Source organism: Sphingomonas sp. Leaf32, from assembly GCF_001421765.1.
Classification (GTDB): Bacteria; Pseudomonadota; Alphaproteobacteria; order Sphingomonadales; family Sphingomonadaceae; genus Sphingomonas.
This window is the reverse complement of the sequence record NZ_LMLA01000009.1, coordinates 51,184-73,750: the sequence shown is the minus strand read 5'-3', so window position 1 is coordinate 73,750 and position 22,567 is coordinate 51,184. Positions and strand designations below refer to the sequence as shown.

Annotated in this window: 22 protein-coding genes; 20 read left to right on the top strand and 2 right to left on the bottom strand. The window is 67.3% G+C overall.

Going from position 1 to position 22,567, the window contains the following annotated elements:
* Window positions 1-123 precede the first annotated feature (123 nt).
* The 5 genes from ASE83_RS12600 (at window position 124) to ASE83_RS12580 (ending at window position 7,278) form a co-directional block, all read left to right on the top strand.
* Complete coding sequence (locus ASE83_RS12600) at window positions 124-1,800, top strand: DEAD/DEAH box helicase (RefSeq protein ID WP_055790519.1); 1,677 nt, start codon at window positions 124-126, stop codon at window positions 1,798-1,800.
* A 505-nt stretch (window positions 1,801-2,305) separates the two neighbouring features.
* The gene (gene rpsA, locus ASE83_RS12595) at window positions 2,306-4,009 is read left to right on the top strand and encodes a 30S ribosomal protein S1 (protein ID WP_055763195.1); all 1,704 of its coding nucleotides are present in this window, start codon (window positions 2,306-2,308) and stop codon (window positions 4,007-4,009) included.
* Window positions 4,010-4,178: 169 nt separating this feature from the next.
* Window positions 4,179-4,457 carry an integration host factor subunit beta gene (locus ASE83_RS12590; protein ID WP_055791172.1) on the top strand — a complete coding sequence of 93 codons (279 nt, stop codon included), beginning with the start codon at window positions 4,179-4,181 and terminating at the stop codon, window positions 4,455-4,457.
* An 88-nt stretch (window positions 4,458-4,545) separates the two neighbouring features.
* Window positions 4,546-5,487, top strand: coding sequence for a right-handed parallel beta-helix repeat-containing protein (locus ASE83_RS12585; RefSeq protein WP_055790514.1), 942 nt, complete (start codon window positions 4,546-4,548; stop codon window positions 5,485-5,487).
* Between the two features lie 564 nt (window positions 5,488-6,051).
* A complete protein-coding gene (locus ASE83_RS12580) occupies window positions 6,052-7,278 on the top strand; it encodes a hypothetical protein (RefSeq protein WP_055790511.1) in 1,227 nt (408 codons plus the stop codon).
* Between the two features lie 80 nt (window positions 7,279-7,358).
* On the opposite strand, the gene ASE83_RS12575 is transcribed toward ASE83_RS12580, so the two are convergent.
* Window positions 7,359-9,029 (bottom strand): alkaline phosphatase family protein, encoded by a 1,671-nt coding sequence (locus ASE83_RS12575; protein ID WP_055790508.1) that lies wholly within the window; start codon window positions 9,027-9,029, stop codon window positions 7,359-7,361.
* Between the two features lie 53 nt (window positions 9,030-9,082).
* Here ASE83_RS12575 and ASE83_RS12570 point away from each other — a divergent pair, with 53 nt between their 5' ends.
* The 4 genes from ASE83_RS12570 (at window position 9,083) to ASE83_RS12555 (ending at window position 14,392) form a co-directional block, all read left to right on the top strand.
* Entirely contained in the window at window positions 9,083-11,098 is a 2,016-nt protein-coding gene (locus ASE83_RS12570) for a protein-disulfide reductase DsbD family protein (protein ID WP_055790505.1), read from the top strand.
* Between the two features lie 78 nt (window positions 11,099-11,176).
* Entirely contained in the window at window positions 11,177-12,658 is a 1,482-nt protein-coding gene (locus ASE83_RS12565; RefSeq protein ID WP_055790501.1) for a circularly permuted type 2 ATP-grasp protein, read from the top strand.
* A 7-nt stretch (window positions 12,659-12,665) separates the two neighbouring features.
* Entirely contained in the window at window positions 12,666-13,598 is a 933-nt protein-coding gene (locus ASE83_RS12560) for an alpha-E domain-containing protein (protein WP_200921903.1), read from the top strand.
* On the top strand, window positions 13,598-14,392 hold the full coding sequence (locus ASE83_RS12555; RefSeq protein ID WP_055790496.1) for a transglutaminase family protein: 795 nt from the start codon (window positions 13,598-13,600) through the stop codon (window positions 14,390-14,392). Before ASE83_RS12560 ends, ASE83_RS12555 begins: the two co-directional genes overlap by 1 nt.
* A gap of 123 nt (window positions 14,393-14,515) precedes the next feature.
* Here ASE83_RS12555 and pyk read toward each other — a convergent pair whose 3' ends face one another.
* A complete protein-coding gene (gene pyk, locus ASE83_RS12550; RefSeq protein WP_055790492.1) occupies window positions 14,516-15,982 on the bottom strand; it encodes a pyruvate kinase in 1,467 nt (488 codons plus the stop codon).
* A 72-nt stretch (window positions 15,983-16,054) separates the two neighbouring features.
* Between pyk and ASE83_RS12545 the strand changes: the two genes are divergently transcribed.
* From ASE83_RS12545 to ASE83_RS12495, 11 genes are all read left to right on the top strand, one after another.
* A complete protein-coding gene (locus ASE83_RS12545; RefSeq protein ID WP_055790488.1) occupies window positions 16,055-16,420 on the top strand; it encodes a DUF1244 domain-containing protein in 366 nt (121 codons plus the stop codon).
* A gap of 71 nt (window positions 16,421-16,491) precedes the next feature.
* A complete protein-coding gene (locus tag ASE83_RS12540; RefSeq protein ID WP_055790484.1) occupies window positions 16,492-16,728 on the top strand; it encodes a DUF2312 domain-containing protein in 237 nt (78 codons plus the stop codon).
* 24 nt (window positions 16,729-16,752) lie between these two features.
* Window positions 16,753-17,286: a DUF1003 domain-containing protein gene (locus tag ASE83_RS12535; protein ID WP_055790480.1), complete on the top strand. Its 534-nt coding sequence runs from the start codon at window positions 16,753-16,755 to the stop codon at window positions 17,284-17,286.
* A 28-nt stretch (window positions 17,287-17,314) separates the two neighbouring features.
* Window positions 17,315-18,058: a YebC/PmpR family DNA-binding transcriptional regulator gene (locus ASE83_RS12530; RefSeq protein ID WP_055763231.1), complete on the top strand. Its 744-nt coding sequence runs from the start codon at window positions 17,315-17,317 to the stop codon at window positions 18,056-18,058.
* A 31-nt stretch (window positions 18,059-18,089) separates the two neighbouring features.
* Window positions 18,090-18,605 carry a crossover junction endodeoxyribonuclease RuvC gene (gene ruvC, locus ASE83_RS12525; protein WP_443024316.1) on the top strand — a complete coding sequence of 172 codons (516 nt, stop codon included), beginning with the start codon at window positions 18,090-18,092 and terminating at the stop codon, window positions 18,603-18,605.
* A 169-nt stretch (window positions 18,606-18,774) separates the two neighbouring features.
* The gene (ruvA, locus tag ASE83_RS12520) at window positions 18,775-19,377 is read left to right on the top strand and encodes a Holliday junction branch migration protein RuvA (RefSeq protein ID WP_055790475.1); all 603 of its coding nucleotides are present in this window, start codon (window positions 18,775-18,777) and stop codon (window positions 19,375-19,377) included.
* A gap of 165 nt (window positions 19,378-19,542) precedes the next feature.
* On the top strand, window positions 19,543-20,562 hold the full coding sequence (ruvB, locus tag ASE83_RS12515) for a Holliday junction branch migration DNA helicase RuvB (RefSeq protein ID WP_055790472.1): 1,020 nt from the start codon (window positions 19,543-19,545) through the stop codon (window positions 20,560-20,562).
* Window positions 20,562-20,900 carry a hypothetical protein gene (locus tag ASE83_RS12510; RefSeq protein WP_055790467.1) on the top strand — a complete coding sequence of 113 codons (339 nt, stop codon included), beginning with the start codon at window positions 20,562-20,564 and terminating at the stop codon, window positions 20,898-20,900. The genes ruvB and ASE83_RS12510 overlap by 1 nt, the downstream gene beginning before the upstream one ends.
* A gap of 80 nt (window positions 20,901-20,980) precedes the next feature.
* A complete protein-coding gene (ybgC, locus tag ASE83_RS12505; RefSeq protein ID WP_055790464.1) occupies window positions 20,981-21,439 on the top strand; it encodes a tol-pal system-associated acyl-CoA thioesterase in 459 nt (152 codons plus the stop codon).
* Window positions 21,439-22,128 carry a protein TolQ gene (tolQ, locus tag ASE83_RS12500; RefSeq protein ID WP_443024319.1) on the top strand — a complete coding sequence of 230 codons (690 nt, stop codon included), beginning with the start codon at window positions 21,439-21,441 and terminating at the stop codon, window positions 22,126-22,128. Before ybgC ends, tolQ begins: the two co-directional genes overlap by 1 nt.
* A 3-nt stretch (window positions 22,129-22,131) precedes the next feature.
* Complete coding sequence (locus tag ASE83_RS12495) at window positions 22,132-22,563, top strand: ExbD/TolR family protein (RefSeq protein WP_055790458.1); 432 nt, start codon at window positions 22,132-22,134, stop codon at window positions 22,561-22,563.
* The last annotated feature ends 4 nt before the right edge of the window (window positions 22,564-22,567 follow it).

Here is a 22,567-nt window from a genome sequence, read left to right as displayed (position 1 = left end):
GCGGCAATATCGGGGTACGGAAGCCGACAAACGAAAATCTTTTGCCATATTCGCGTACGGGTTGCATGGTAAACGATACGCTTGGCCTTGCCGTGGCCGCAATTTGGAGCCATCTGGCACCCCATGCCTTTTTCGACGTTACCCGAACCGCTCGCCGCGGCGCTCTCCGCGCGTGGTTATGAAGCCCCGACCGCCGTCCAGGCGGCTGTCCTCACGCCCGATGCCGAAGGACGCGACCTGCTGGTGTCCGCGCAGACCGGTTCGGGCAAGACCGTCGCCTTCGGCCTCGCCATGGCACGCGACCTGCTCGACGCCGACGACAAGATGCCGCGCGCCGGCACGCCGCTGGCGCTGGCCATCGCGCCGACCCGCGAACTGGCGCTGCAGGTCGCGCGCGAACTACTGTGGCTTTATGGCCCGACTGGTGCGCGTATCGTGTCGTGCGTCGGCGGGATGGATGCCGCCCGCGAACGCCGCAACCTGAGCCACGGCGCGCATATCGTCGTCGGCACGCCCGGCCGTCTGCGCGATCACCTCGAGCGGGGTGCGCTCGACCTGTCGGCGCTTAAGGTCGCGATCCTCGACGAAGCCGACGAAATGCTCGACATGGGCTTCCGCGAGGACCTTGAGGGGATTCTCGACGGGACGCCGGCCGAGCGCCGCACGCTGTTGTTCTCGGCTACGCTGGCCAAGCCGATCGTGGCGCTGGCCAAGCGCTACCAGAAGGACGCGTTCCGCATCGACACGCGCGAGGCGGAGCGCGGTCACGGCGACATCAGCTATCAGGCGATGACCGTCGCGCCGAACGACATCGAGAACGCGGTCGTCAACCTGCTGCGGTTGCACGAGCCGGATACCGCCTTCCTGTTCTGCGCCACGCGCGAAGCGGTGCGCCACCTGCACGCCAACCTGGTCGAGCGCGGGTTCGATGCCGTCGCATTGTCGGGTGAGCATTCGCAGTCGGAACGCAACCATGCGTTGCAGGCGCTGCGCGACCGCCGCGCTCGCGTCTGCGTCGCGACCGACGTCGCCGCGCGCGGCATCGATCTGCCGTCGCTCAGCCTCGTCGTCCATGTCGAACTGCCGCGCGATGCCGAGGCGTTGCAGCACCGTTCGGGTCGTACCGGCCGTGCGGGCAAGAAGGGGATCGCGGCACTGATCGTGCCGTTCCAGCGCCGTCGCCGCGTCGAAGGGCTGCTGCGCGATGCCAAGATCAACGCCGAATGGATCGGTGTCCCGACGCCGGAGGAAATCCACGCGGCGGATCGCGAACGCCTGCTCGCGAAGCTGGCCGAGCCGGTCGAGTTCGACGAGGCCGATGTCGAGCTGGGCGCGCGTTTGCTGACCGAAAAGACGCCGGAAGACATCGCCGCGCTGCTGGTGCGTGCCTATCGCGCCAAGCTGCCGGCGCCTGAGGAACTGTCGGCCGGTGGCGCACCCGAACGCCGCGAACGGCCGGAAGGGCCGCGTCCGGGGTTCGAGGACACGGTGTGGTTCCGCATGAACGTGGGCCGCCGGCACAATGCCGACCCGCGCTGGCTGCTGCCGCTGCTGTGCCGTCGCGGACACATCACCAAGGGCGAGATCGGCGCGATCCGCATCGCCAACGACGAGTCGGCGTTCGAAATTCCGAAGGCGATCGCGGGCAAGTTCATCGCATCGGTCAAGCGGACGGCCACGCCCGACGACGACCTGATGTTCGAACAAATGGCCGGTCCGCCCGCTGCTCCGCAGCGTCGCACCACCGGCGCGCCGCCGCGTCATGCGGCCAAGCCGTATCGGCCGCAGCGTCGCGGGTGATCTGGTTTTCACGCGAAGGCGCGGGGGCGCGGAGATAGTAAGAAGCTAGATTTTGCGCGGAGGCGCGGAGGGGTGTCGCCTTTAGCAGTGGTCCGCCGCGCCAGCGGCCGTCATCGCTCTTTGCAGCGACTCCGAAAGGCTTCGCCGGAGAAGGGACAGTCGCCCGGATCACAACCGCCCTGCGCCTCTGTGCGAATTCTACTTTCTACTTTCTTCTCCGCGTCTCCGCGCCTTCGCGTGAACCAATCCCTTCTTCTACCCGAGCGCGAACCTCGAACCGTTGCACCCTCCGCCCAAAAGGCGTATGGCGCGCCGGTTCGACGAGCACAGACTCGCGAAGGCCGGGTGCTTGCGCGCCCATTCCGCATAGCCGGGGCAAGCCTTTCGTGACGACGGGGTCGCCGAATGCCGCGTGTCGTATTCGGCGCGCGCGGCAATCCCGGTCAAAGACCGCCGGAGACAACCGGCCGGCCGGAAATCAGTACGTTCAGGAACCAAGATTTATATGGCCAGCATGGCAAATCCCACCCGTGACGATTTCGCGTCGATGCTCGACGACATGTTCGGTGCTTCGGAAAGCTTCGAAGGCCGCGTCGTCATCGGTACCGTCACCGGCATCGAGAACGACCTGGCGGTCATCGACGTCGGTCTGAAGTCGGAAGGCCGCGTGCCGCTGCGCGAATTCGCGGCGCCGGGCCAGAAGGCGGACCTGAAGGTCGGCGACGAAGTCGAAGTCTATGTCGACCGCGTCGAGAATGCGAACGGCGAAGCGATGCTGAGCCGCGACCGCGCCCGTCGCGAAGCCGCGTGGGACAAGCTGGAAACCGAATTCGCCAAGACCGCGCGCGTCGAAGGCGTGATCTTCGGTCGCGTGAAGGGCGGCTTCACCGTCGACCTGTCGGGCGCCGTGGCGTTCCTGCCGGGTTCGCAGGTCGACATCCGCCCGGTGCGCGACGTCACCCCGCTGATGGACATTCCGCAGCCGTTCCAGATTCTGAAGATGGACCGCAAGCGCGGCAACATCGTCGTGTCGCGCCGCGCCGTGCTGGAAGAAACCCGCGCCGAGCAGCGTTCGGGCCTGATCCAGTCGCTGGCCGAAGGCCAGGTTATCGACGGCGTGGTCAAGAACATCACCGATTACGGTGCGTTCGTTGATCTGGGCGGCATCGACGGCCTGCTGCACGTCACCGACCTGTCGTACAAGCGCGTCGGGCATCCGTCGGAAGTGCTGAACATCGGCGACACCGTCCGCGTTCAGATCATCCGCATCAACCGCGACACGCAGCGCATCTCGCTCGGCATGAAGCAGCTTGAGAGCGATCCGTGGGATGGCGCCGGCGCCAAGTATCCGGTCGGCGCGAAGCTGTCGGGCCGCGTCACGAACATCACCGAATATGGTGCGTTCGTCGAACTGGAGCCGGGCATCGAAGGTCTGGTCCACGTATCGGAAATGAGCTGGACCAAGAAGAACGTCCATCCGGGCAAGATCGTCTCGACCTCGCAGGAAGTCGACGTGATCGTCCTCGAGGTCGATCAGGACAAGCGCCGCATCTCGCTGGGCCTCAAGCAGGCGCAGGCCAATCCGTGGGAGAAGTTCGCGGAAGATCACCCCGTCGGTTCGACCGTCGAGGGCGAAGTCAAGAACGCCACCGAATTCGGCCTGTTCATCGGCCTGGACGGCGACGTCGACGGCATGGTCCACATGTCGGACATCGCATGGGGCATCTCGGGCGAAGACGCGCTCAACCTGCACCGCAAGGGCGAGACGGTTCAGGCCGTCGTGCTGGCGGTCGAGCCGGACAAGGAGCGCATCTCGCTCGGCATGAAGCAGCTGGAGCGTGGTGGTCCGGTCACGGCGCAGGCGGGTGATCGCCTGAACAAGAACGCGATCGTCACCGTCACCGTGCTCGAAGTCCGCGACGCGGGCCTCGAAGTGCAGCAGGGCGACGATGGCGCGACCGGCTTCATCAAGCGCACCGATCTCGGCCGCGACCGCGACGAACAGCGTCCGGAGCGTTTCCAGGTCGGCCAGAAGTTCGACGCGATGGTCACCGGCTTCGATCGTTCGAAGAAGCCGACCTTCTCGATCAAGGCGATGCAGATCGCCGAAGAGAAGCAGGCGGTTGCGCAGTACGGTTCGTCCGACTCGGGCGCGTCGCTGGGCGACATTCTGGGCGAGGCGCTGAAGGCGCGCGGCGAACAGAAGTAAGCCTAACCGCCATCTGGTGGGATCAGGGACGGGGTGCTCCAGATCGGAGCGCCCCGTTTTTGCGTTCATTCGAAAGGCGGATTGTGGGGCTCGATAGACATAGGTTAGGGAAACCGAATGCGCGGAACGGACCGTTCCGGCGCATGGTTTTGAATTACCGGGGGAAATGATGATCCGATCGGAACTGGTTCAGCACGTGGCACAGGAAAATCCGGAACTGCCGCTGCGGGATGTCGAGCGGATCGTCGCGACCTTCTTCGATGCGATCACCGAACAGTTGCGCAGCGGTGGGCGTGTCGAACTCCGCGGCTTCGGTGCTTTTTCGACCCGTGCGCGCGACGCCCGCACCGGTCGCAACCCGCGCACCGGCGAGGCGGTGGACGTGGATGCGAAGCGCGTTCCCTATTTCAAGCCGGGTAAGGAAATGCGCGCGCGCCTCAACGTCTGACGGCGTACCGCACCGGGACGGATTTGCCCCCTTCCGTGCAGGGTCCCGCTGGCGCATGTCAGGGCCGGAACCGATAGAGGACCGGCCGATGAACGCTCGCCATTTACTGCCCCTCGCGATGGTGCTGTTGGCCGCTCCGCTTCCGGCGCAGCAGCGCGGCGCGCCGTTCGTGATCGAACAGACCGGCGAGGGGTTTGCGACGATCGATGCGGCTGTGAGTGCGGTGCGCGACGGCACCGCCACGATCCTGATCGCGCCGGGCACCTATCGCGACTGTACGGTCCAGACCGGCGGCGACATCACCTATCGCGCGCGCACCCCCGGCACGGTCATTTTCGATGGCGGGGCGTGTGAGGAAAAGGCGACGTTCGTCCTGCGCGGGCGGCGATCGACGGTCGACGGCATCGTGTTCCGCCGCATCCGCGTGCCCGACGGCAATGGCGCGGGCATCCGTACCGAAATCGGGGACCTGACCGTCACCAATTCGACCTTCCTCGACAGCCAGGAAGGGATTCTCGGCGGCAATCCCGACGGGCAGCAGCGTATCCGCATCGACCGGTCGACCTTTGCCGGCCTCGGCCAATGCGACGAGACGGTCGATTGTTCGCACGCGGTTTATCTCGGCAATAACGGGTCGATCACCATCACTCGCTCACGCTTCGAACGCGGCACCGGCGGTCATTATGTCAAGATCCGCGCGCCCCGGATCGAGATCACCGATTCCAGCTTTGACGACAGCCGGGGCAGCAAGACCAACTATATGATCGACCTGCCCGAAGGGGCCACCGGGCTGATCGCGCGCAATACCTTCGTCCAGGGCAAGGCGAAGGAGAACTGGACCGGCTTCATCGTCGTCGGGGCGGAGAAGCACACCTTCCCGGCGCGCGGGTTGCGGGTCGAGGACAACGATGCGCGGCTGGCCCCCGGCATGAACAAGAGCCCGGCGTTCGTCGCCGACTATACCGGCGACGGGGTAGCGGTCGGGGCGAACCGGCTGGGGCCGGGCGTTCGCAAGTTCGAAACGCGCTAGGACGGGTCGACATTCAGCTACGTCTGGTGTCGTTCCTGATCGCTGCCTCCAGCCTCTCCGTCCCCCCGGACTTGTTCCGGGGTCCACCGAGCCGCTGTCGTGGTCGATAGAGGCTCACGCCGCACCGATTACCGCGCCGTGGACCCCGGAACAAGTCCGGGGGGACGATAGACCGGTGAATGTCGATCACTCCGAGGCCGGATCGACATTATACGCCGGTGCGAGATGTCCAAGCGACAATCGCGAAACCCCAGGAAGTCGGATTTTCGCGCGGAGGCGCGGAGGACGCAGAGGTATCGCGCACGGGGCTGATCGCAGGGTCGATTACCGGTCGGCCCGATATCGTAGCGCCGATGAAGCGAGTACCGCTTTGCGTAACGCGCGGTTCTCTGCGTCCTCCGCGCCTCCGCGCGAACATCTTCTTTCTTCACTTCGCGGCCTCGCGCGAACATCGCGCACTCGCACATTGAATGCCGATCCATCCCGAGTCGCTCCGGTCGTCAGTCCCAGTCACGACACGATTTCGCTTCGAACAGCACGCCGATCCGGTTAGCGTGTTCGCATATGCGCACCATTTTCAGCACATCGCTGGCGGCCTTGGCCGTCACCACCACGGCGGTTGCCGCGCCACAGGCCCGGCCGTCGCGTGCCGTCACCGAAGTTTCGCGCTGGATCGACGTGCCATCGGGTGCCCGTCGCGCCGATGCCGCGATCCTGAACCGGCCGCTCGGCCGCGCGGATGCCGACCGGGTGCTGGCGCTGCTTGCCGCCGACCGGATGCAGCAGGTGGCGGCGGCAGACCGCGATGCTGTTGCCGCCAAGGCGATCACGCTCGGCGACAAGACCTTGCGCTGGGACAGCCGACAATTCGGTAACGCACCGTTCGGAAAGCGTAGCCTTTGGATTTCGATGCATGGCGGCGGCAATGCCGCGCCGGCGGTGAACGACCAGCAATGGCGCAACCAGATCCGGCTCTACGAACCGGCCGAGGGCATCTATCTTGCCCCGCGCGCGCCGACCGATACGTGGAATCTGTGGCATGAGGCGCATATCGACCCACTGTTCCAGCGGCTGATCGATGCGCAGGTGGCGATCAATGGTGTCGATCCGAACCGGGTCTATCTGCTCGGCTATTCGGCGGGTGGCGATGGCGTATGGCAATTGGCGCCGCGCATGGCGGATCGCTTCGCGGCGGCATCGATGATGGCGGGCCATCCGAATGAGGCGGGCGTGGCGGGCCTGCGGAACCTGCCGTTCGGCATCTTCATGGGCGGGGCCGACGCCGCCTATGACCGCAACCGGATCGCGGCGGAAAAGAGCGCCGAACTGGCGAAGCTGCACGCCGCCGATCCGGGCGGCTATGTGTCGATGACCCGCATCTATCCGGGGCTGCCGCACTGGATGAACCGCAAGGATGCCGAGGCGCTGCCGTGGATGGCGCAGTTCACCCGCAACCCGTGGCCGAAGCGGATCGTGTGGGTGCAGGACGACGTGACCCATGACCGGTTCTACTGGCTGCACATTCCCGACGCGGCGAGTGCGAAGGCGGGCGACCGGGTCGACGCGCGGGTCGAGGGGCAGGCGATCACGATCGACGGTGCGGTGCCCGCCGGACTGACGCTGCGGCTGTCGGACCGGCTGGTCGATCTCGACAAACCGGTGCGGGTGACGGTCAACGGCCGGGTGGCGTTTGCGGGTAAGGTACCGCGCACGGCGGCGGCGATCGTCACCTCGCTGGCGGAGCGCGCCGATCCGGCGTCGGCGGCGACGGCGTTGCTGCGGCTACCCTGAGGATGGCACGTCCCGTCGAGCGGAGTTCTCGACGGGACGCTTTTCGATCTTGCTCGACGCTGCTCGACCGAACGGCGGGATCAGCGGCAGGTCGATCCGTCACCGGGGTTGAGGTCGAGGCAGCGGCCGTCGATCTCGCCCTTCGGCACCGCCAGCCCGATCGTCGCCGCCAGCGTTGGCAGGATGTCGACCGTCTCGACGCCGAACGGCTCCTCGAACCCGCCGGCACCCTTGCGCCAGAACAGGATCGGCACACGCCGGTCGTAGTCCCAGAAGCTGCCGTGAGTCGCGACCGCGCTGCCGACTACCGGATGCGGCAGCGTCAGCACGCGCGGCTTCATCGCCACCAGTAGGTCGCCCGAGCGCGGGGGATAATAGGACGCACGCGCACGCTCTACCAGGCTCCAGGTTTCGGGCGGGGTGTTCGGCACGGTCGCCGCCGTCACCTGCGCGCGGGTGAAGACCGCCTGTGTCTGCGGATGCGCCATGAACATCGCGATCGCCTCGCGCTCCACCGCCGCGCGCTGCGCCGGGGTCAACTTGATGTCATACCACACATCGCCGTTCACCCCGCCGAACAGGACCGGGCCGGCGATCCCCAGCTTCTGCCCGATCGCCTTGCCGACGCCCTCGACCGTCAGTTCGCCGTCCTGGCGCACGGCATCGGGGATGGCGTGGTGCGCATGGCGCTCGCTGGCGTCGCTGCCGCCATGGTCGGCGGTCAGCACGACCTGATAATCCACGCCGGTCGCGTCGAGCACCTTGAAGAACTCACCCAGACTCTGGTCGAGCGAGGTCAGCTGCAGGCACATCTCGCTGCCTTCGGTGCCATAGCCGTGCCCGACATAGTCGGTCGCCGATGCGCCGATTGAGATGATGTCGGTTTGCGGTCCCTGGCCCAGCTTCATGTCCTGAATCAGCCCGGCGGCAAGCGCCAGGACGGCAGCGTCATATTCGGGCGAGCGGCGGAAATTGTTCACGTCGCCCGCCTCTCGTGCGAAGCGACCGGTGCCGATCGTCTTGCCGGCGACCGATACCGCCCGCGCGAGCGGCTGGCAGAAGGTCGGCAGCGTCATCGCCGGCTGGGCGGTCGCGATCCGCTTCGCCACGGCGGCATTGGCGCGCGCGACCACCGGCGGCATCGTGCGCCCGGCATAGCTGGTGAAGCCGTCCTTGCCGAACCACCACAGTTCGTCGACCTTGTGTCCGCCCATCATCACCGCCGCGCGGTCCTTGCCCGCGACCGAGACGACGCGGGTACGCGGGTCGGCGGCCTTCATCCGCTCGCCGAGCGTCGGCACCATCAGGTGGACGTCGGACACGGTATAGTCCTTGAAGGTCGACCCGCTGACCCGTTCATCCTCCGCGCAATAGACCTTGTGGTCGGGGCGGGTCGTGCTGCGCTGGTCGATCCAGTCGTTGGCGATGATGCCGGTGCGTGCCGGCCGTGCGCCGGTCAGGATCGTCGAATGACCGGGGCAGGTCTCGGTCGCGGCATGGCTCTGATAGCCTGACGGGAACACCGCCCCCTGCATCATCCGCACGAAGCCACCGGTGAACCGCGCGCGATATTCGGCGAACAGGTCGGCGGAGAACTGGTCGACCGAGATGGCGACGATCAGCTTGGGGGCCGTCGTCGGATAGGTCGGCGGTACCGGCATATCGGTGGCTGCCGGGGCGGGCGCGGTGGTCTGTGCCATGGCGGGGACGGCGGTGCCGAGCAGCAGCGCGGCAAGGGTCAGGAAACGCATCGAGGAACTCCGCGGACGGTGCATCCGTCTCGAAACTCCGCTACCCGCCGTACATGACACCGGCAAGAACGCTATGGCGACTCATCGCCGTCCTTTCGGCATTCCTCGCGGCACTGCCGGTGGCGGCGCAGGTGCCGGGGCAGCGGCACGTCCGGATGCGGATCGTCGCGGAAAGCGATACCCCGGCGGCGGGATCGCGCGTGGCGCTGGCGCTGGTGTCGGTGCCCGATACGGGCTGGCACGGATATTGGAAGAATCCCGGCGCGGTAGGCACCCAGCCGCGGCTCGACTGGACCCTGCCGGCGGGGGCGCGGATCGGCACCTTGCGCTATCCGGTGCCCGAGCGGCTGAGCGTCGCCGGGATCATCAACTATGTCTATGAGCGGCCCTGGACGATCCTGACCGAATTGCAGCTTCCCGCCGGGTTGGCGACGGGAGCCAAAGTGCCGGTGCGCCTGTCGATCGACTATCTGGTCTGCACCCGCGAAATCTGCGTACCGGAAAAGGCGGACCTCGCGACCGAACTGACCATCGGCGATGGCGCGATCGCATCGGAACGCCGCGACGAGTTCGACCGCTGGCGGCGCGCGTTGCCCCGGCCGCTGGGGTCGCCGGCATCGTTCCAGGCGGGTGAGCCGCTGCGGCTGCGTGTGCCGTTCCCGGCGTCGCAGGCGGTCGGAGACGCCTATTTCTTCGCCGAGACCGAAAATGCGATCGATTACGACGCTCCGCAGACCATCCGCCGCGACGGCGATGCGCTGGTCATCGAGACGAAGGGCATAGGCAAGCCGGCGGTGATCGAGGGGGTGCTGGCGACCGGATCGCGGCAGGGCTTCGCGATCCGCGCGACGCCGGGCGTAGTGCCCGCCGCTGCCGAACCGGCCCCGATCCGCGCCGCGATGGTCGCCTTTGCCGGGGCGCTGCTGGGCGGGTTGCTGCTCAACATCATGCCCTGCGTCTTCCCGATCCTCAGCCTCAAGGCGCTGAGCCTTGCCCGCTCGGGCGAATCGGCGGCCCATGCGCGGGCGGAGGGGGTGGCCTATACCGCCGGGGCGGTCGTCACCTGCATGGCGCTGGGCGGCATATTGCTCGCGATCCGCGCCGCGGGCGTGGCGGCGGGATGGGCGTTCCAGCTGACCGATCCGCGCGTCGTGCTGCTGCTGCTGGTCCTGACCGGCGGGATCGCGCTGAACCTGGCCGGGCTGTTCGAACTGCCCACGCCGCAGGTCGGCACGCGCAAGGGGCGGGGCGGGGCGTTCGCCACCGGGGCGCTGGCCGCGTTCGTCGCGACGCCGTGCACCGGGCCGTTCATGGGCGCGGCGCTGGGGTCGGCGCTGGTGCTGCCGCCGGTCGCGGCGATGGCGGTGTTCGCCGGGTTGGGGCTGGGACTGGCGCTGCCGTTCCTGCTGTTGGGCTTCGTGCCGGCGCTCCGCCGCCGCCTGCCGAAACCGGGTGCGTGGATGGATGTGTTCCGCAAGGGGCTGTCGGTGCCGATGTTTCTGACCGCGCTGGCGCTGGCGTGGATATTGGGGCGGCAGGCGGGCGTCGACGGCATGGCGCTGGGGCTCGGCGCGTTGCTGCTCGCCGGACTGGGGCTGTGGTGGACCGGGCGGCGGCAGTTGCGCGGGCGCGACCGGGCATGGTGGCCGGGGATCGCCGCGCTGGTGCTGGCGGTGGCGAGTGCGGCGCTGGTTCAGCGCGCGCCGCCCGCCGGCGCCGCACCGACCGGCATCGCCGGCGCCGAACCGTTCAGCGAGGCGCGACTGGCGGCGCTGCGCGCGGAGGGCAAGCCGGTCTTCGCCTATTTCACCGCCGACTGGTGCCTGACCTGCAAGGTCAACGAACGCGCTGCGATCGAGACGCAGGCAGTCGCCGATGCCTTTGCCAAGGGCGGGGTGAAGGTGCTGGTGGGCGACTGGACCGATGGCGACCCGACGCTGGGTCGCTTCATCGAGAGGCATAACCGCGCCGGCGTGCCGCTATATCTGTGGTACGCTCCGGGCAAACAGGACGCGCGCGTGCTGCCGCAGGTGTTGACCCCTGCAACCTTGACCGAATTGGTACGATAGCGCGCGTAGCCGCTTGCCAGTGTCGATTTCGCAGCGCAGCATGGGGACCATTATCCGTCAGGCGGCGTTGGGGATTGAATGGGGCAGGCGTTCGACGAAATCTGGGGACATGGCGGGCCGGATCATCCGCGCACCGACCTTGCGGCACTGGCACGATGGATGCGCGAGGTGCCGTCCCACGAGTTGAAACGCCGCCTGCAATCCGCCGAAGCCACTTTTCGCCAACTGGGCATCACCTTTGCCGTCTATGGCGACAGCGAGGCGGCGGAGCGGATCATCCCGTTCGACATCGTGCCGCGCGTGTTCATGGCCGACGAATGGGCGCGGCTGTCCAGGGGGCTGATCCAGCGGACGCAGGCGATCAACGCCTTTCTCGACGACATTTATGGCGAGCGGCGCATCCTGAAGGCGGGGGTGCTGCCGCCCGACCTGATCTTCGGCAATGCGCAGTTCCGGCCGGAAATCGCCGGCATCCGCCCGCCGCATGGGGTGTGGGCGCATATCTGCGGCATCGATCTGGTCCGCACCGGCCCGGACGAATTCTATGTGCTGGAGGACAATGCCCGCACCCCGTCGGGCGTGTCATACATGCTGGAAAATCGCGAGGCGATGATCCGGCTGTGCCCCGAACTGTTCCGCAATTTCCGCGTCGCGGCGGTCGACAGCTACCCCGACAAGCTGCTGGAAACGATGCGGTCGGTCGCCCCGCCGGGTGCCGGTGCCCACCCGACCTGCGTCGTGCTGACGCCGGGCCATTTCAATTCGGCCTATTACGAACACAGCTTCCTCGCCGATTCGATGGGCGTCGAACTGGTCGAGCCGGCCGATCTGCTGGTCGACGACGATGTGGTGTGGATGCAGACCATCGCCGGGCGGGTGCGGGTCGATGTCATCTATCGCCGGATCGACGACGACTTCATCGATCCGGTGGTGTTCCGCCCCGAATCGCTGCTGGGCGTGCCGGGGCTGATCGCCGCCTATCGCGCGGGCAATGTCGCGCTGGTCAACGCGCCGGGCAACGGCATCGCCGACGACAAGGCGATCTACAGCTACATGCCCGAAATCGTCCGCTTCTACTCGGAAAGCGAGCCGTTGCTTCCCAATGTCGAGACGTGGCGCTGCCGCGAGCCGGACGCGCTGAAATATGTCCTCGACCATCTGGACGAGGTGGTGGTGAAGCTGGTCGACGGGTCGGGCGGCTACGGAATGCTGGTCGGCCCGACCGCGTCGAAGGCGGAGATCGAGGATTTCCGCCGCGCGCTGATCGCCGAGCCGCAGCGCTACATCGCGCAGCCCACTCTTGCGCTGTCCACCGTGCCGACGCTGACCGAAGCAGGCCTTGCCCCGCGCCATGTCGACTTCCGCCCGTTCGTGCTGACCGGTGCGGACACGGTGCAGGTGGTGCCCGGCGGCCTGACCCGGGTCGCGCTGAAGGAAGGATCGCTGGTCGTCAATTCCAGCCAGGGCGGCGGGACCAAGGACAGTTTCGTGCTGATGGACGACGGTCCGGTCCAGTCGCAATCGCTGGGCGGCATGACCCAGAGCCAGGGAGGGCGCTGACATGGCGATGCTCTCGCGTACCGCCGCGTCGCTCTACTGGCTGGGTCGCTACGTCGAACGCGCCGACTTCCTCGCGCGGCTGGTCGAGGCGACGGTGCGGCTGGATGCGCTGTCATCGCGTCCGGGCGGCGACGCGGCATGGGCCAGCGCGCTGGCGGTCAGCTATACCGAGGACAGCTTCGCCGCGACCGGGCAGGCGGTCGGGCAGGCATCGGTCGCCCGCTTCCTGACCTGCGACCGCAGCCATGCCGGATCGATCCTGTGGTGCCTCGACATGGCGCGCAACAATGCGAAGGCGGTGCGCACCGCGCTGACCCGCGACGCATGGACCGCGATCAACCGCGCGTGGATCGTGTTCAACGCGCCGGGTGCGGAGGAGGGTGAGGACATCCTCAACCTGGTCGAGGCGATCAAGGCCGAGGCACGCGGGTTCGAAGGCGCGGTCCAGCGCATGATGAAGAACGAGGCGACGTGGTTCGTGCAACTGGGCGCGGCGATCGAGCGCGCCGACAACACCGCGCGCCTGATCGACGTCAAATATCACCTGCTGCTGCCCGAAGGCGAACGAATCGGCGGTGCGATCGACCGCGATCAATGGACGACGATCCTGCAGACGGTGTCCGCCGTCACCGCCTATCGCTGGCTCTATAGCGAGGGGTTGAAGCCAGCCAACGTCATCGAACTGCTGCTGTCCCGCGGCGAGGTGCCACGCAGTCTGGCCGCCTGTGTCGACGAAACGGTCGAGATGCTGAACATGCTCGGCAAGCGCACCGGGTTCCAGGGAGAGGCCGACCGCATGGCCCGCGCGCGGCTGGCACGGATGCAGAAGACGCGCGCGCATGAGGTGATCGTCAGCGGCCTGCATGAATATCTGAACGCCTTCATCCGGGAGAATGCGATGCTCGACGCCGCGATCGCCCGCCAGTTCCGCTTCATCTGATGCGGCTGTCGGTCCACCACGAAACGCGCTACCGCTTCACCGAGCCGCAGGCGCGTATCGTCCAGCTGCTGCGGCTGTTTCCGGGCGACACCAGCCACCAGACGGTGGTGAACTGGCGCATCGACGTCGATTGCGACGCGCGGCTGCGGGAAGGGTTCGATGGGTACGGCAACATCACCCGGATGCTCTATGCCGAGGGACCGTTCGAGACGCTGGTACTGACCGTGTCGGGCGAAGCGCTGCTGACCGAAGCCGACGGTCCGATCGAGGGCACCGACGAGCCGTTTCCGCCTGAACTGTTCCGCCGCGTGACGCCGTTGACCCGCGCCGATGCGGTGATCGAGGAACTGGTACAGGGCGACGATCTGGCGGCGATGACCAAGCTGGCCGCCGCGATCCACGCTCGCTGGCCGCTCGACCGGCGGCCGACCCCGACGATCCGTCCGGCGGTCGAGGCGGTGGGCGACGCCCGGCTGGGGCCACGCGACATGGCGCAGATATTCCTTGCCGCCGCCCGGGCGCGAGGCGTGCCGGCCCGCTATGTCTCCGGGTACAGCCTGTCGGGCGACGACGAACGGCGAACCGCCGCCCCCCATGCCTGGGTCGAGGCATATGTTTCGGGCGGCTGGTACGCGTTCGATCCGGCGACGGGCGGGCGGTCGGGACTGGACCACATCCGCGTGGCGGTCGCGCTGGATGCAGCGGGTGCGGCGCCGATCGCCGGCGTACGGATGGGCGCGGGTGACGAAGAACTGGACGTCGACGTCCGGGTCGAGGGCAGCGAGGCGGAGTAGAAATCCTCCCCGATACGGGGAGGGGGACCGCCGCGTAGCGGCGGCGGAGCGCAGCGCCTGCGGAAGCCCCCCTCCACCATCTTGCGGCCGGTCCCCCTCCCCGTGCCGGGGAGGATTTTGGACTTAGGCTTCCTGCCCGCGATAGTTCTTCAGCTCGTCGCCGACGATCTGCACGACGTGAAGCACGTTGGTCGAACCCGGCGTGCCGAACGGAACGCCGGCGCAGACGACGACGCGGTCGCCGGGCGAGGCGATGTTGTGGCGCAGGACCATGCGCTTGGCCTTTGCCACCATCTCTTCGAACGATTCGACGTCGCGGGTGTGCACGGCATGGACGCCCCACAGCAGGCCGAGGCGGCGGGCGGTGTCGATCTGCGGCGTCAGCACCATGATCGGCACGGCGGGACGCTCGCGCGCGATGCGGCGTGCGGTCGAGCCCGACTTGGTGAAGCACAGGATCGCCTTCGCATCGACCGTGGCGGCGATGTTCTTGGCGGCTTCGGCCAGCGCGTCGGCGGTGGTGGGGTCGGGGCGCAGCACGGTGAAGTGGACGCGGTCGCCATGGGCGGGATCGCGCTCCACGGCGTGCGAGATGTCGTTCATCATCGCGACCGATTCGACCGGCCAGCTGCCCGCGGCGCTTTCCGCCGACAACATGATCGCGTCCGCGCCGTCATAGACGGCGGTGGCGACGTCCGACACTTCCGCGCGGGTCGGCGAGGGCGAGGTAATCATCGATTCGAGCATCTGCGTCGCGACCACCACCGGGCGGCCGAGGCGACGGGCAGTCTCGACGATGCGCTTCTGCAACGGCGGCACCGACTGCGGCGGCAGTTCGACGCCCAGATCGCCGCGCGCGACCATCACGCCGTCGCACTGTTCGACGATCTCCTCCAGCCGTGCGACGGCCGACGGCTTCTCGATCTTGGCGAGCAGCGCGGCCTTGCCCTGAATCAGCTTGCGCGCCTCGGCCAGATCCTCCGGGCGCTGCACGAACGACAGCGCGATCCAGTCCACGCCCTGGTCGACCGCGAAGTGCAGGTCCGAAATATCCTTGGGCGTCAACGCCGCCATCGGCAGTACGACGTCGGGGACGTTCAGCCCCTTCGAATTCGACAGCGCGCCGCCGACCACTACTTCGGTGACGATCTTGTCGTCGTCATGGTCGAGGACGCGCAGCACCAGCTTGCCGTCGTCGAGCAGCAGGCGGGCATCGCGGGCGATCGCGGCAAAGATTTCGGGATGGGGCAACTGGACGCGATTCGCATCGCCGGGTTCGTCCGACCGGTCGAGCGTGAAGCGCTGCCCGGCTTCGAGCATCACGCGCCCTTCGGCGAAGCGACCGACGCGCAGCTTCGGGCCCTGCAGATCGGCGAGGATGGTCGTCGGGCGGCCATATTGCTTTTCCAGCGCGCGAATCGCCTCGATCACCGCGACCTTCGACTGCTGGTCGCCATGGCTCATGTTGACGCGGAACGCATCGGCGCCCGCTTCGTACAGCTTCGCGATCATTTCGTACGTGTTGCTCGCAGGGCCGAGCGTGGCGAGGACGCGAACCTTGCGCGAACGGGGGCTGATGGCCTTGGTCATAATCACTCTCCGGGCGTTGCGCGCCTGCCTCTAGTGCTTATTCACAAAGGTTCAACCTTGGAGGGCCATCAGATGGCAACAATCGATTTAATTGACGACGCGGCACAAGCTGCCGCCTTCCGCCGCCTGATCCGGCACCTTCAGCATCGTACCGATGCGCAGAATGTCGACCTGATGGGACTGGCCGGCTTTTGCCGCAACTGCTTGGGCGACTGGCTGGGCGAGGCGGCCGGGCTGTCGAAGGAGCAGGGCCGCGAGGCGGTGTACGGCATGCCCTATGCGCAGTGGAAGGCGACTCACCAGTTGCCCGCGACCGCCGAACAGATCGCACGCATGGACGAAAGCGTGGCGAAGAACCGGACCGACGCCGCGCTGGACGAGGCACTGGACGACAGCTTCCCGGCCAGCGACCCACCGGCGATGACCGAACCCCGCTGATCGGTTGAGGCGCGCGCCCGGATCGGCTAGGCGCGCCCGTTCACGAATTCTTGACCATCGTAAGGGAATCCATGACCGACAACGTCTCGGCGGAACAGCTCCGCCTGCTCATCGAACGCATCGAGCGCCTGGAAGAAGAAAAGAAGGGCATCAGCGACGACATCAAGGATGTCTATGCCGAAGCCAAGTCGACCGGGTTCGACATCAAGACCATGCGCACGATCATCCGCCTGCGCCGCATGGAAAAGCATCACCGCGACGAAGCGGACATGCTGCTCGAAACGTACAAGCAGGCGCTCGGCATCTAACACCGACACAACGGGGGCAGGGACATGGCCAGCGTCTTTCACATCGCGACCCGCCTGCTGAAAGGGCATGGGGACCCGCAGGGCGAGGAAGAGGCCCATGTCCTGTCCGCGATCGAACGCGGCACCCCCGTCACCCGCGACGCCGCCGACGAATCGGACGCGCGGTCGACCTATGGCGATCGACTGGCGGACCGCGTCGCGGCGGTCGGCGGGTCGTGGGGGTTCATCATCGCCTTCACGGCGGTACTGCTGGGGTGGATGCTGCTCAATTCCGACGTGCTGTCGCACTTCGGCATGGCGTTCGACCCTTATCCCTACATCTTTCTCAACCTGATGCTGTCGACGCTGGCCGCGATCCAGGCACCGGTCATCATGATGAGCCAGAACCGGCAGTCGGAAAAGGACCGGCTGGCGGCGCGGCTGGACTATGAAACCAATTTGCGCGCAGAGATCGACATCCTCGCGTTGCACGCCAAGCTGGACAGCGACGTGATCGACCGGCTGGCGGCGCTGGAGGCGAAGATCGACGCGCTGGCGCAACGCGCGCCGTCCGCTTAAGAGCGGACCCGAACCTAAAGAGGCACCGATGGCAGGCCATAGCAAATTCAAGAACATCATGCACCGCAAGGGTGCGCAGGATAAGAAGCGGTCGGGCATGTTCAGCAAGCTCAGCCGCGAAATCACCGTCGCGGCGAAGATGGGCCTGCCCGATCCCGACATGAACCCGCGCCTGCGCGCGGCGATCAACGCCGCCAAGGCGCAGTCGATGCCCAAGGACAATATCCAGCGCGCGGTCGACAAGGCGTCGAAGGGCGACATGGAGAATTACGAGGAAATCCGCTACGAAGGCTTCGGCCCGGCAGGGGTTTCGCTCATCATCGAGGCGCTGTCCGACAACCGCAACCGCACCGCGACCAACGTGCGCACCGCCGTGTCGAAGAACGGCGGCAATCTCGGCACCGCCGGGTCGGTCAGCCACGGGTTCGACCGGGTCGGCCTCATCAACTATCCCGCCAAGGCCGGCGACGCCGAAAAGGTGTTCGAGGCCGCGCTGGAAGCCGGCGCCGAGGACGTGACGTCGAGCGAGGACGGCCACGAAATCTGGACCGCACAGGGCGACCTGCACGAAGTCGCCAAGGCGCTAGAGCCGGTGCTGGGCGAGGCCGAAGGCGCCAAGCTCGCCTGGCGGCCGCAGACGATGGTGTCGGTCGGCGAGGACGATGCCGCGACGCTGTTCAAACTGCTCGACGCGCTGGACGACGATGACGACGTCCAGACGGTGTGGGGCAATTACGAAGTGTCCGACGAAGTGATGGAGAAGCTGGGTTGACCGAACAATTCCTCCCCGCTGCACGGGGAGGATGCTCTTGCTGATCCTCGGCCTCGACCCCGGTCTCGGCACGACCGGCTGGGGCATGATCCGCGCCGATGGCAACCGGTTGTCGCATATCGCCAACGGCCAGATCCGCACCGACCCGTCGATGCAGCTTCCCCGTCGCCTCGCGCTGTTGTTCGGTGCGCTGGGCGAGGTGATCCGCACCGAACGCCCCGACGGCGCGGCGGTCGAGGAGGTGTTGGGCAACAGCAACGCGCAATCGACGCTGAAGCTGGGGCAGGCTCGTGGTGTCGTGCTCCTATCCGCCTCGACCGCCGGCCTTGCGATCGGCGAATATCATCCGAGCATCGTCAAGAAGGCGGTGGTCGGCACCGGCGGCGCGGACAAGAAACAAATCCAGGCGATGGTCGGCCACCTGCTGCCCGGCGTGAAGCTGTCCGGCCCCGATGCCGCCGATGCGCTGGCGGTGGCGATCACTCACGCGCACCATCTGGCGAGCGCGCAGGCAAGGGCGCGGCGCTCGACCGGGATCGGGGCGTGACGCGGCCCCATCCCCTACCGTCACCCCGGACCTGTTCCGGGGTCCACCGTTCCGCGAACGCACCGACGGAGACATTTGCGCCGCGGTGGACCCCGGAACAGGTCCGGGGTGACGACATGGAGATGCGAGCGCATCGCCGGCAATGCCACCCATTTCAGACAGGCACACCATGATCGCCCATCTCAAAGGTACGCTCTCCGTCTCCGGCATCGACCATGCCGTCATTGACGTGAACGGCGTCGGCTATCTGGTCGGCGCGTCGTCACGGACGTTGCAGGCGCTGGGACCGGTCGGTGGCAGCGTCACGATTCATACCGAAATGCTGGTCGCGGAGGATTTCATCCGCCTCGTCGGCTTCGCGAGCGCGGATGAGCGCGACTGGTTCCGCCTGCTGACTGGCGTGCAGGGCGTCGGCGCTCGGGTTGCGCTGGGCATCCTGTCTACCCTGTCACCCGAAGAGGTCCGCACGGCGATCGCGCGCGGCGACAAGGCGAGCATCGCGCGCGCCAACGGCGTCGGCCCGAAGCTGGCGCAGCGCATCGCGATGGAATTGAAGGACAAAGTCGGCGGCATCGCCATCGGTCCGGGCGCGGTGGCGCCGGCGGCAGGCGGGGACGGGGTGGAAGGCGACGCGGTATCGGCGCTCTTGAACCTTGGCTTTCGCCCCGCCGAAGCGGCCACGGCGGTCGGCAAGGCGGCCGAGGAACTGGGGCCGGGCGTCGGCTTGGATGCGCTGGTGCGGCTGGCGCTGCGCAAGGCGTCCCGCACCTGACATCCTCCCCGGCACGGGGAGGGGGACCAGCGAAGCTGGTGGAGCGGGCTAGCCGCATACGGTACGGTTGCGTGTGTGGACACCACCTCCACCAGCTGCGCTGGTCCCGCTCCCCGTACCGGGGAGGCGCTTTCCATGCCGAACGCGAACGTCTAGGGAACGCGGGTGACCGACGACCGTATGACCACCCCGCTTCGCCGTCCCGAGGACGTCGACGCTGCGCTCCGCCCGAAAGCGCTCGACGAATTCGTCGGGCAGCAGGCGGCGCGCGAGAATCTGCGCGTGTTCATCGATGCCGCGCGCGGGCGGGGTGATGTCCTCGACCATGTGCTGTTCTTCGGCCCTCCTGGTCTTGGCAAGACCACGCTGGCGCAGATCGTCGCGCGGGAAATGGGCGTGGGCTTCCGCGCCACCTCCGGCCCGGTCATCGCCAAGTCGGGGGATCTGGCGGCGCTGCTCACCAATCTCGAAGACGGCGACGTGTTGTTCATCGACGAAATCCATCGCCTAAATCCCGCGGTCGAGGAGGTTCTCTATCCGGCGATGGAGGACCGCGCGCTCGACCTGATGATCGGGGAGGGGCCGTCCGCGCGTAGCGTCCGCATCGACCTGCCGCGCTTCACGCTGGTTGGCGCGACCACGCGGCAGGGGTTGCTGACCACGCCGTTGCGCGACCGTTTCGGCATTCCGGTCCGCCTGCAATTCTACACCGTCGACGAACTCACCCGCGTCGTCAGCCGGGCCGCCGGCTTGCTCGGCCTGGGCATCGCCAAGGACGGCGCGACCGAAGTCGCCCGTCGTGCGCGCGGCACGCCGCGCATCGCCGGCCGCCTGCTGCGCCGGGTACGCGATTTCGCGAATGTCGCCGGCGTCGAGATCGTCGATGCCCGCACCGCCGACGCCGCGCTCAACCGGCTGGAGGTCGACGCCAAGGGGCTGGACGCGATGGATCGCCGCTACCTGACGATGATCGCCGACGTCTATCGCGGGGGGCCGGTGGGCGTGGAGACGCTGGCGGCGGGCCTCAGCGAACCGCGCGACACGATCGAGGAAGTGATCGAGCCGTATCTGATCCAGATCGGCATGATCGCCCGCACCGCGCGCGGCCGTTGCCTGAACGCGGGCGGATGGAAGCATCTGGGGTTCGAGCCGCCGGCGGGCGTGCAGGATGGGTTGTTCGATTGATGGAACGAAACGGCAGGCAACGCGGCAATTTGCTGGCATCGGCGGCGATCGGTCCGCGACAGGCGGGGCGGATTGCCGCCCCGGCCGAGCAACTGGTGATCGATGCCGCGTTCGCCGCCGACGCCAGCTGTTCGGTGACGCTGACCGGTGAAACCTTCGTCCTGCCCGATGCCGCTTCGGCCTTCGTCTCGGCCCTGCGCGCCTTGCCCGACCATGACCAGCCGCTGACGCTGGCCGTCCGGGGCGGTGCAATGGCGTCCGCACGGCAGGTCGGCGCGATCCTGCAGTTGATCCGGTCGGCGGGGCGTAACAACGTGACCGTTACCCGCAACGACTGATGGGCGCGGCGCACCCCATAGCTCCGGGTTAATCCGGTCACCCCTTTCCCCGACCGCCGCCAATGGTTAAAGCCGTGGTCATGACCGACCCCGACCAGCCGGCCGGCGGCCGCTTCGTCGGCGGCACGCATCGCTTTCCGTTGCGGATTTATTTCGAGGACACCGACCTGTCGGGCGTCGTCTACCACGCGAATTACCTCCGTTACCTCGAACGGGCGCGCAGCGACATGCTTCGACTGGCCGGCATCGATCAGCGTGCCGCGCAGGAAGCGGGCGAGGGTGCCTATGCCGTGCGGTCGATGCAGATCGACTGGCGGGCGCCCGCGCGACTGAACGACGCGCTGGTCGTGGTCAGCACGGTCGAGCGGGTGCGGGCGGCGGCGGTCGACATTCAGCAATCAGTCATCCGCGACGATCTTCTACTGGCGTCGGCACGGGTGGAGGTCGCGTTCGTGGCCCCCAACGGGCGGCCGCGTCGTCAGCCGGCGGCGTGGGTCGACACCTTCGCCGCGCTGGTCGCAACCGATAAAGGGGCATGATGGACGTTTTCGTGAACACCGACGCCGCGACCATGTCGCCGGTCGCGCTCTTCCTGCAAGCCGATTGGGTGGTGAAGGCGGTGATGCTGGGCCTGCTGGCGGCGAGCATCTGGACCTGGGCGATCATCGTCGGCTTCCTGGTGCGCGCCCGCAAGGTCCGCCGCGACATCGACCGGTTCGAAGTCGAGTTCGAACAGGCGGAGGACATCGACGCGTTCCACCGGTTGCAGGGATCGCGCGACACCGCCATCGCCCGCGTGTTTTCGTCCGGTGTGCGCGAATGGCGCCGGTCGACCGCGTCGAAGCAGATCGATCGCGACGGCACGCGCGAACGCCTTGCCACCGCCATGGCGTCGAGCGTCGCGGATGAGAGCGAGACGCTGGCCGACCGGCTGAACGTGCTGGCGACGGTCGGGTCGGTCGCGCCGTTCGTGGGGCTGTTCGGCACCGTCTGGGGCATCATGCGCTCGTTCACCGCCATCGCGTCCGAGCAGAATACCTCGTTGGCCGTCGTCGCGCCGGGCATCGCCGAGGCGCTGTTCGCGACCGCCATCGGCCTGTTCGCCGCCATCCCCGCGGTCATCGCCTATAACCGCTTCAGTCACCGCGTGAACCGGATCGAGGCGCGGCTGAACCGCTTCGCCGATGCGTTCCACGCCACGCTGTCGCGCCAGCTCGAAGGCGTCTGAGCCATGGGCATCAACTTGCCCTCGGCAAAGGGAAAAGGGCGTCGCGCGCCGATGGCGGAGATCAATGTCACGCCGCTCGTCGACGTGATGCTGGTGCTGCTCATCATCTTCATGGTGACCGCGCCGTTGATGACCGCCGGCGTGCCGGTGAACCTGCCCGACAGCCGCGCAAAGGCGGTCGAACAGACGCAGCAGCCGGTCACGCTGTCGATGGATGCGGAGGGGCGGACCTTCATCGACGATCTCGAAGTATCGGCCGACAACCTGCCCGGCGAACTGGAAAAGATCGCAGCCGCGGGTGCCGGGGCGACCGAGCCGCGGCAGGTGATGCTGCGCGCCGACCGCAGCCTCGATTATGGTCGGGTCAACGCGGTGCTGGGCGAACTCAACCGTGCCGGGCTGAACCGCGTATCGCTCATCAGCGTGGCGCAATAAGCCC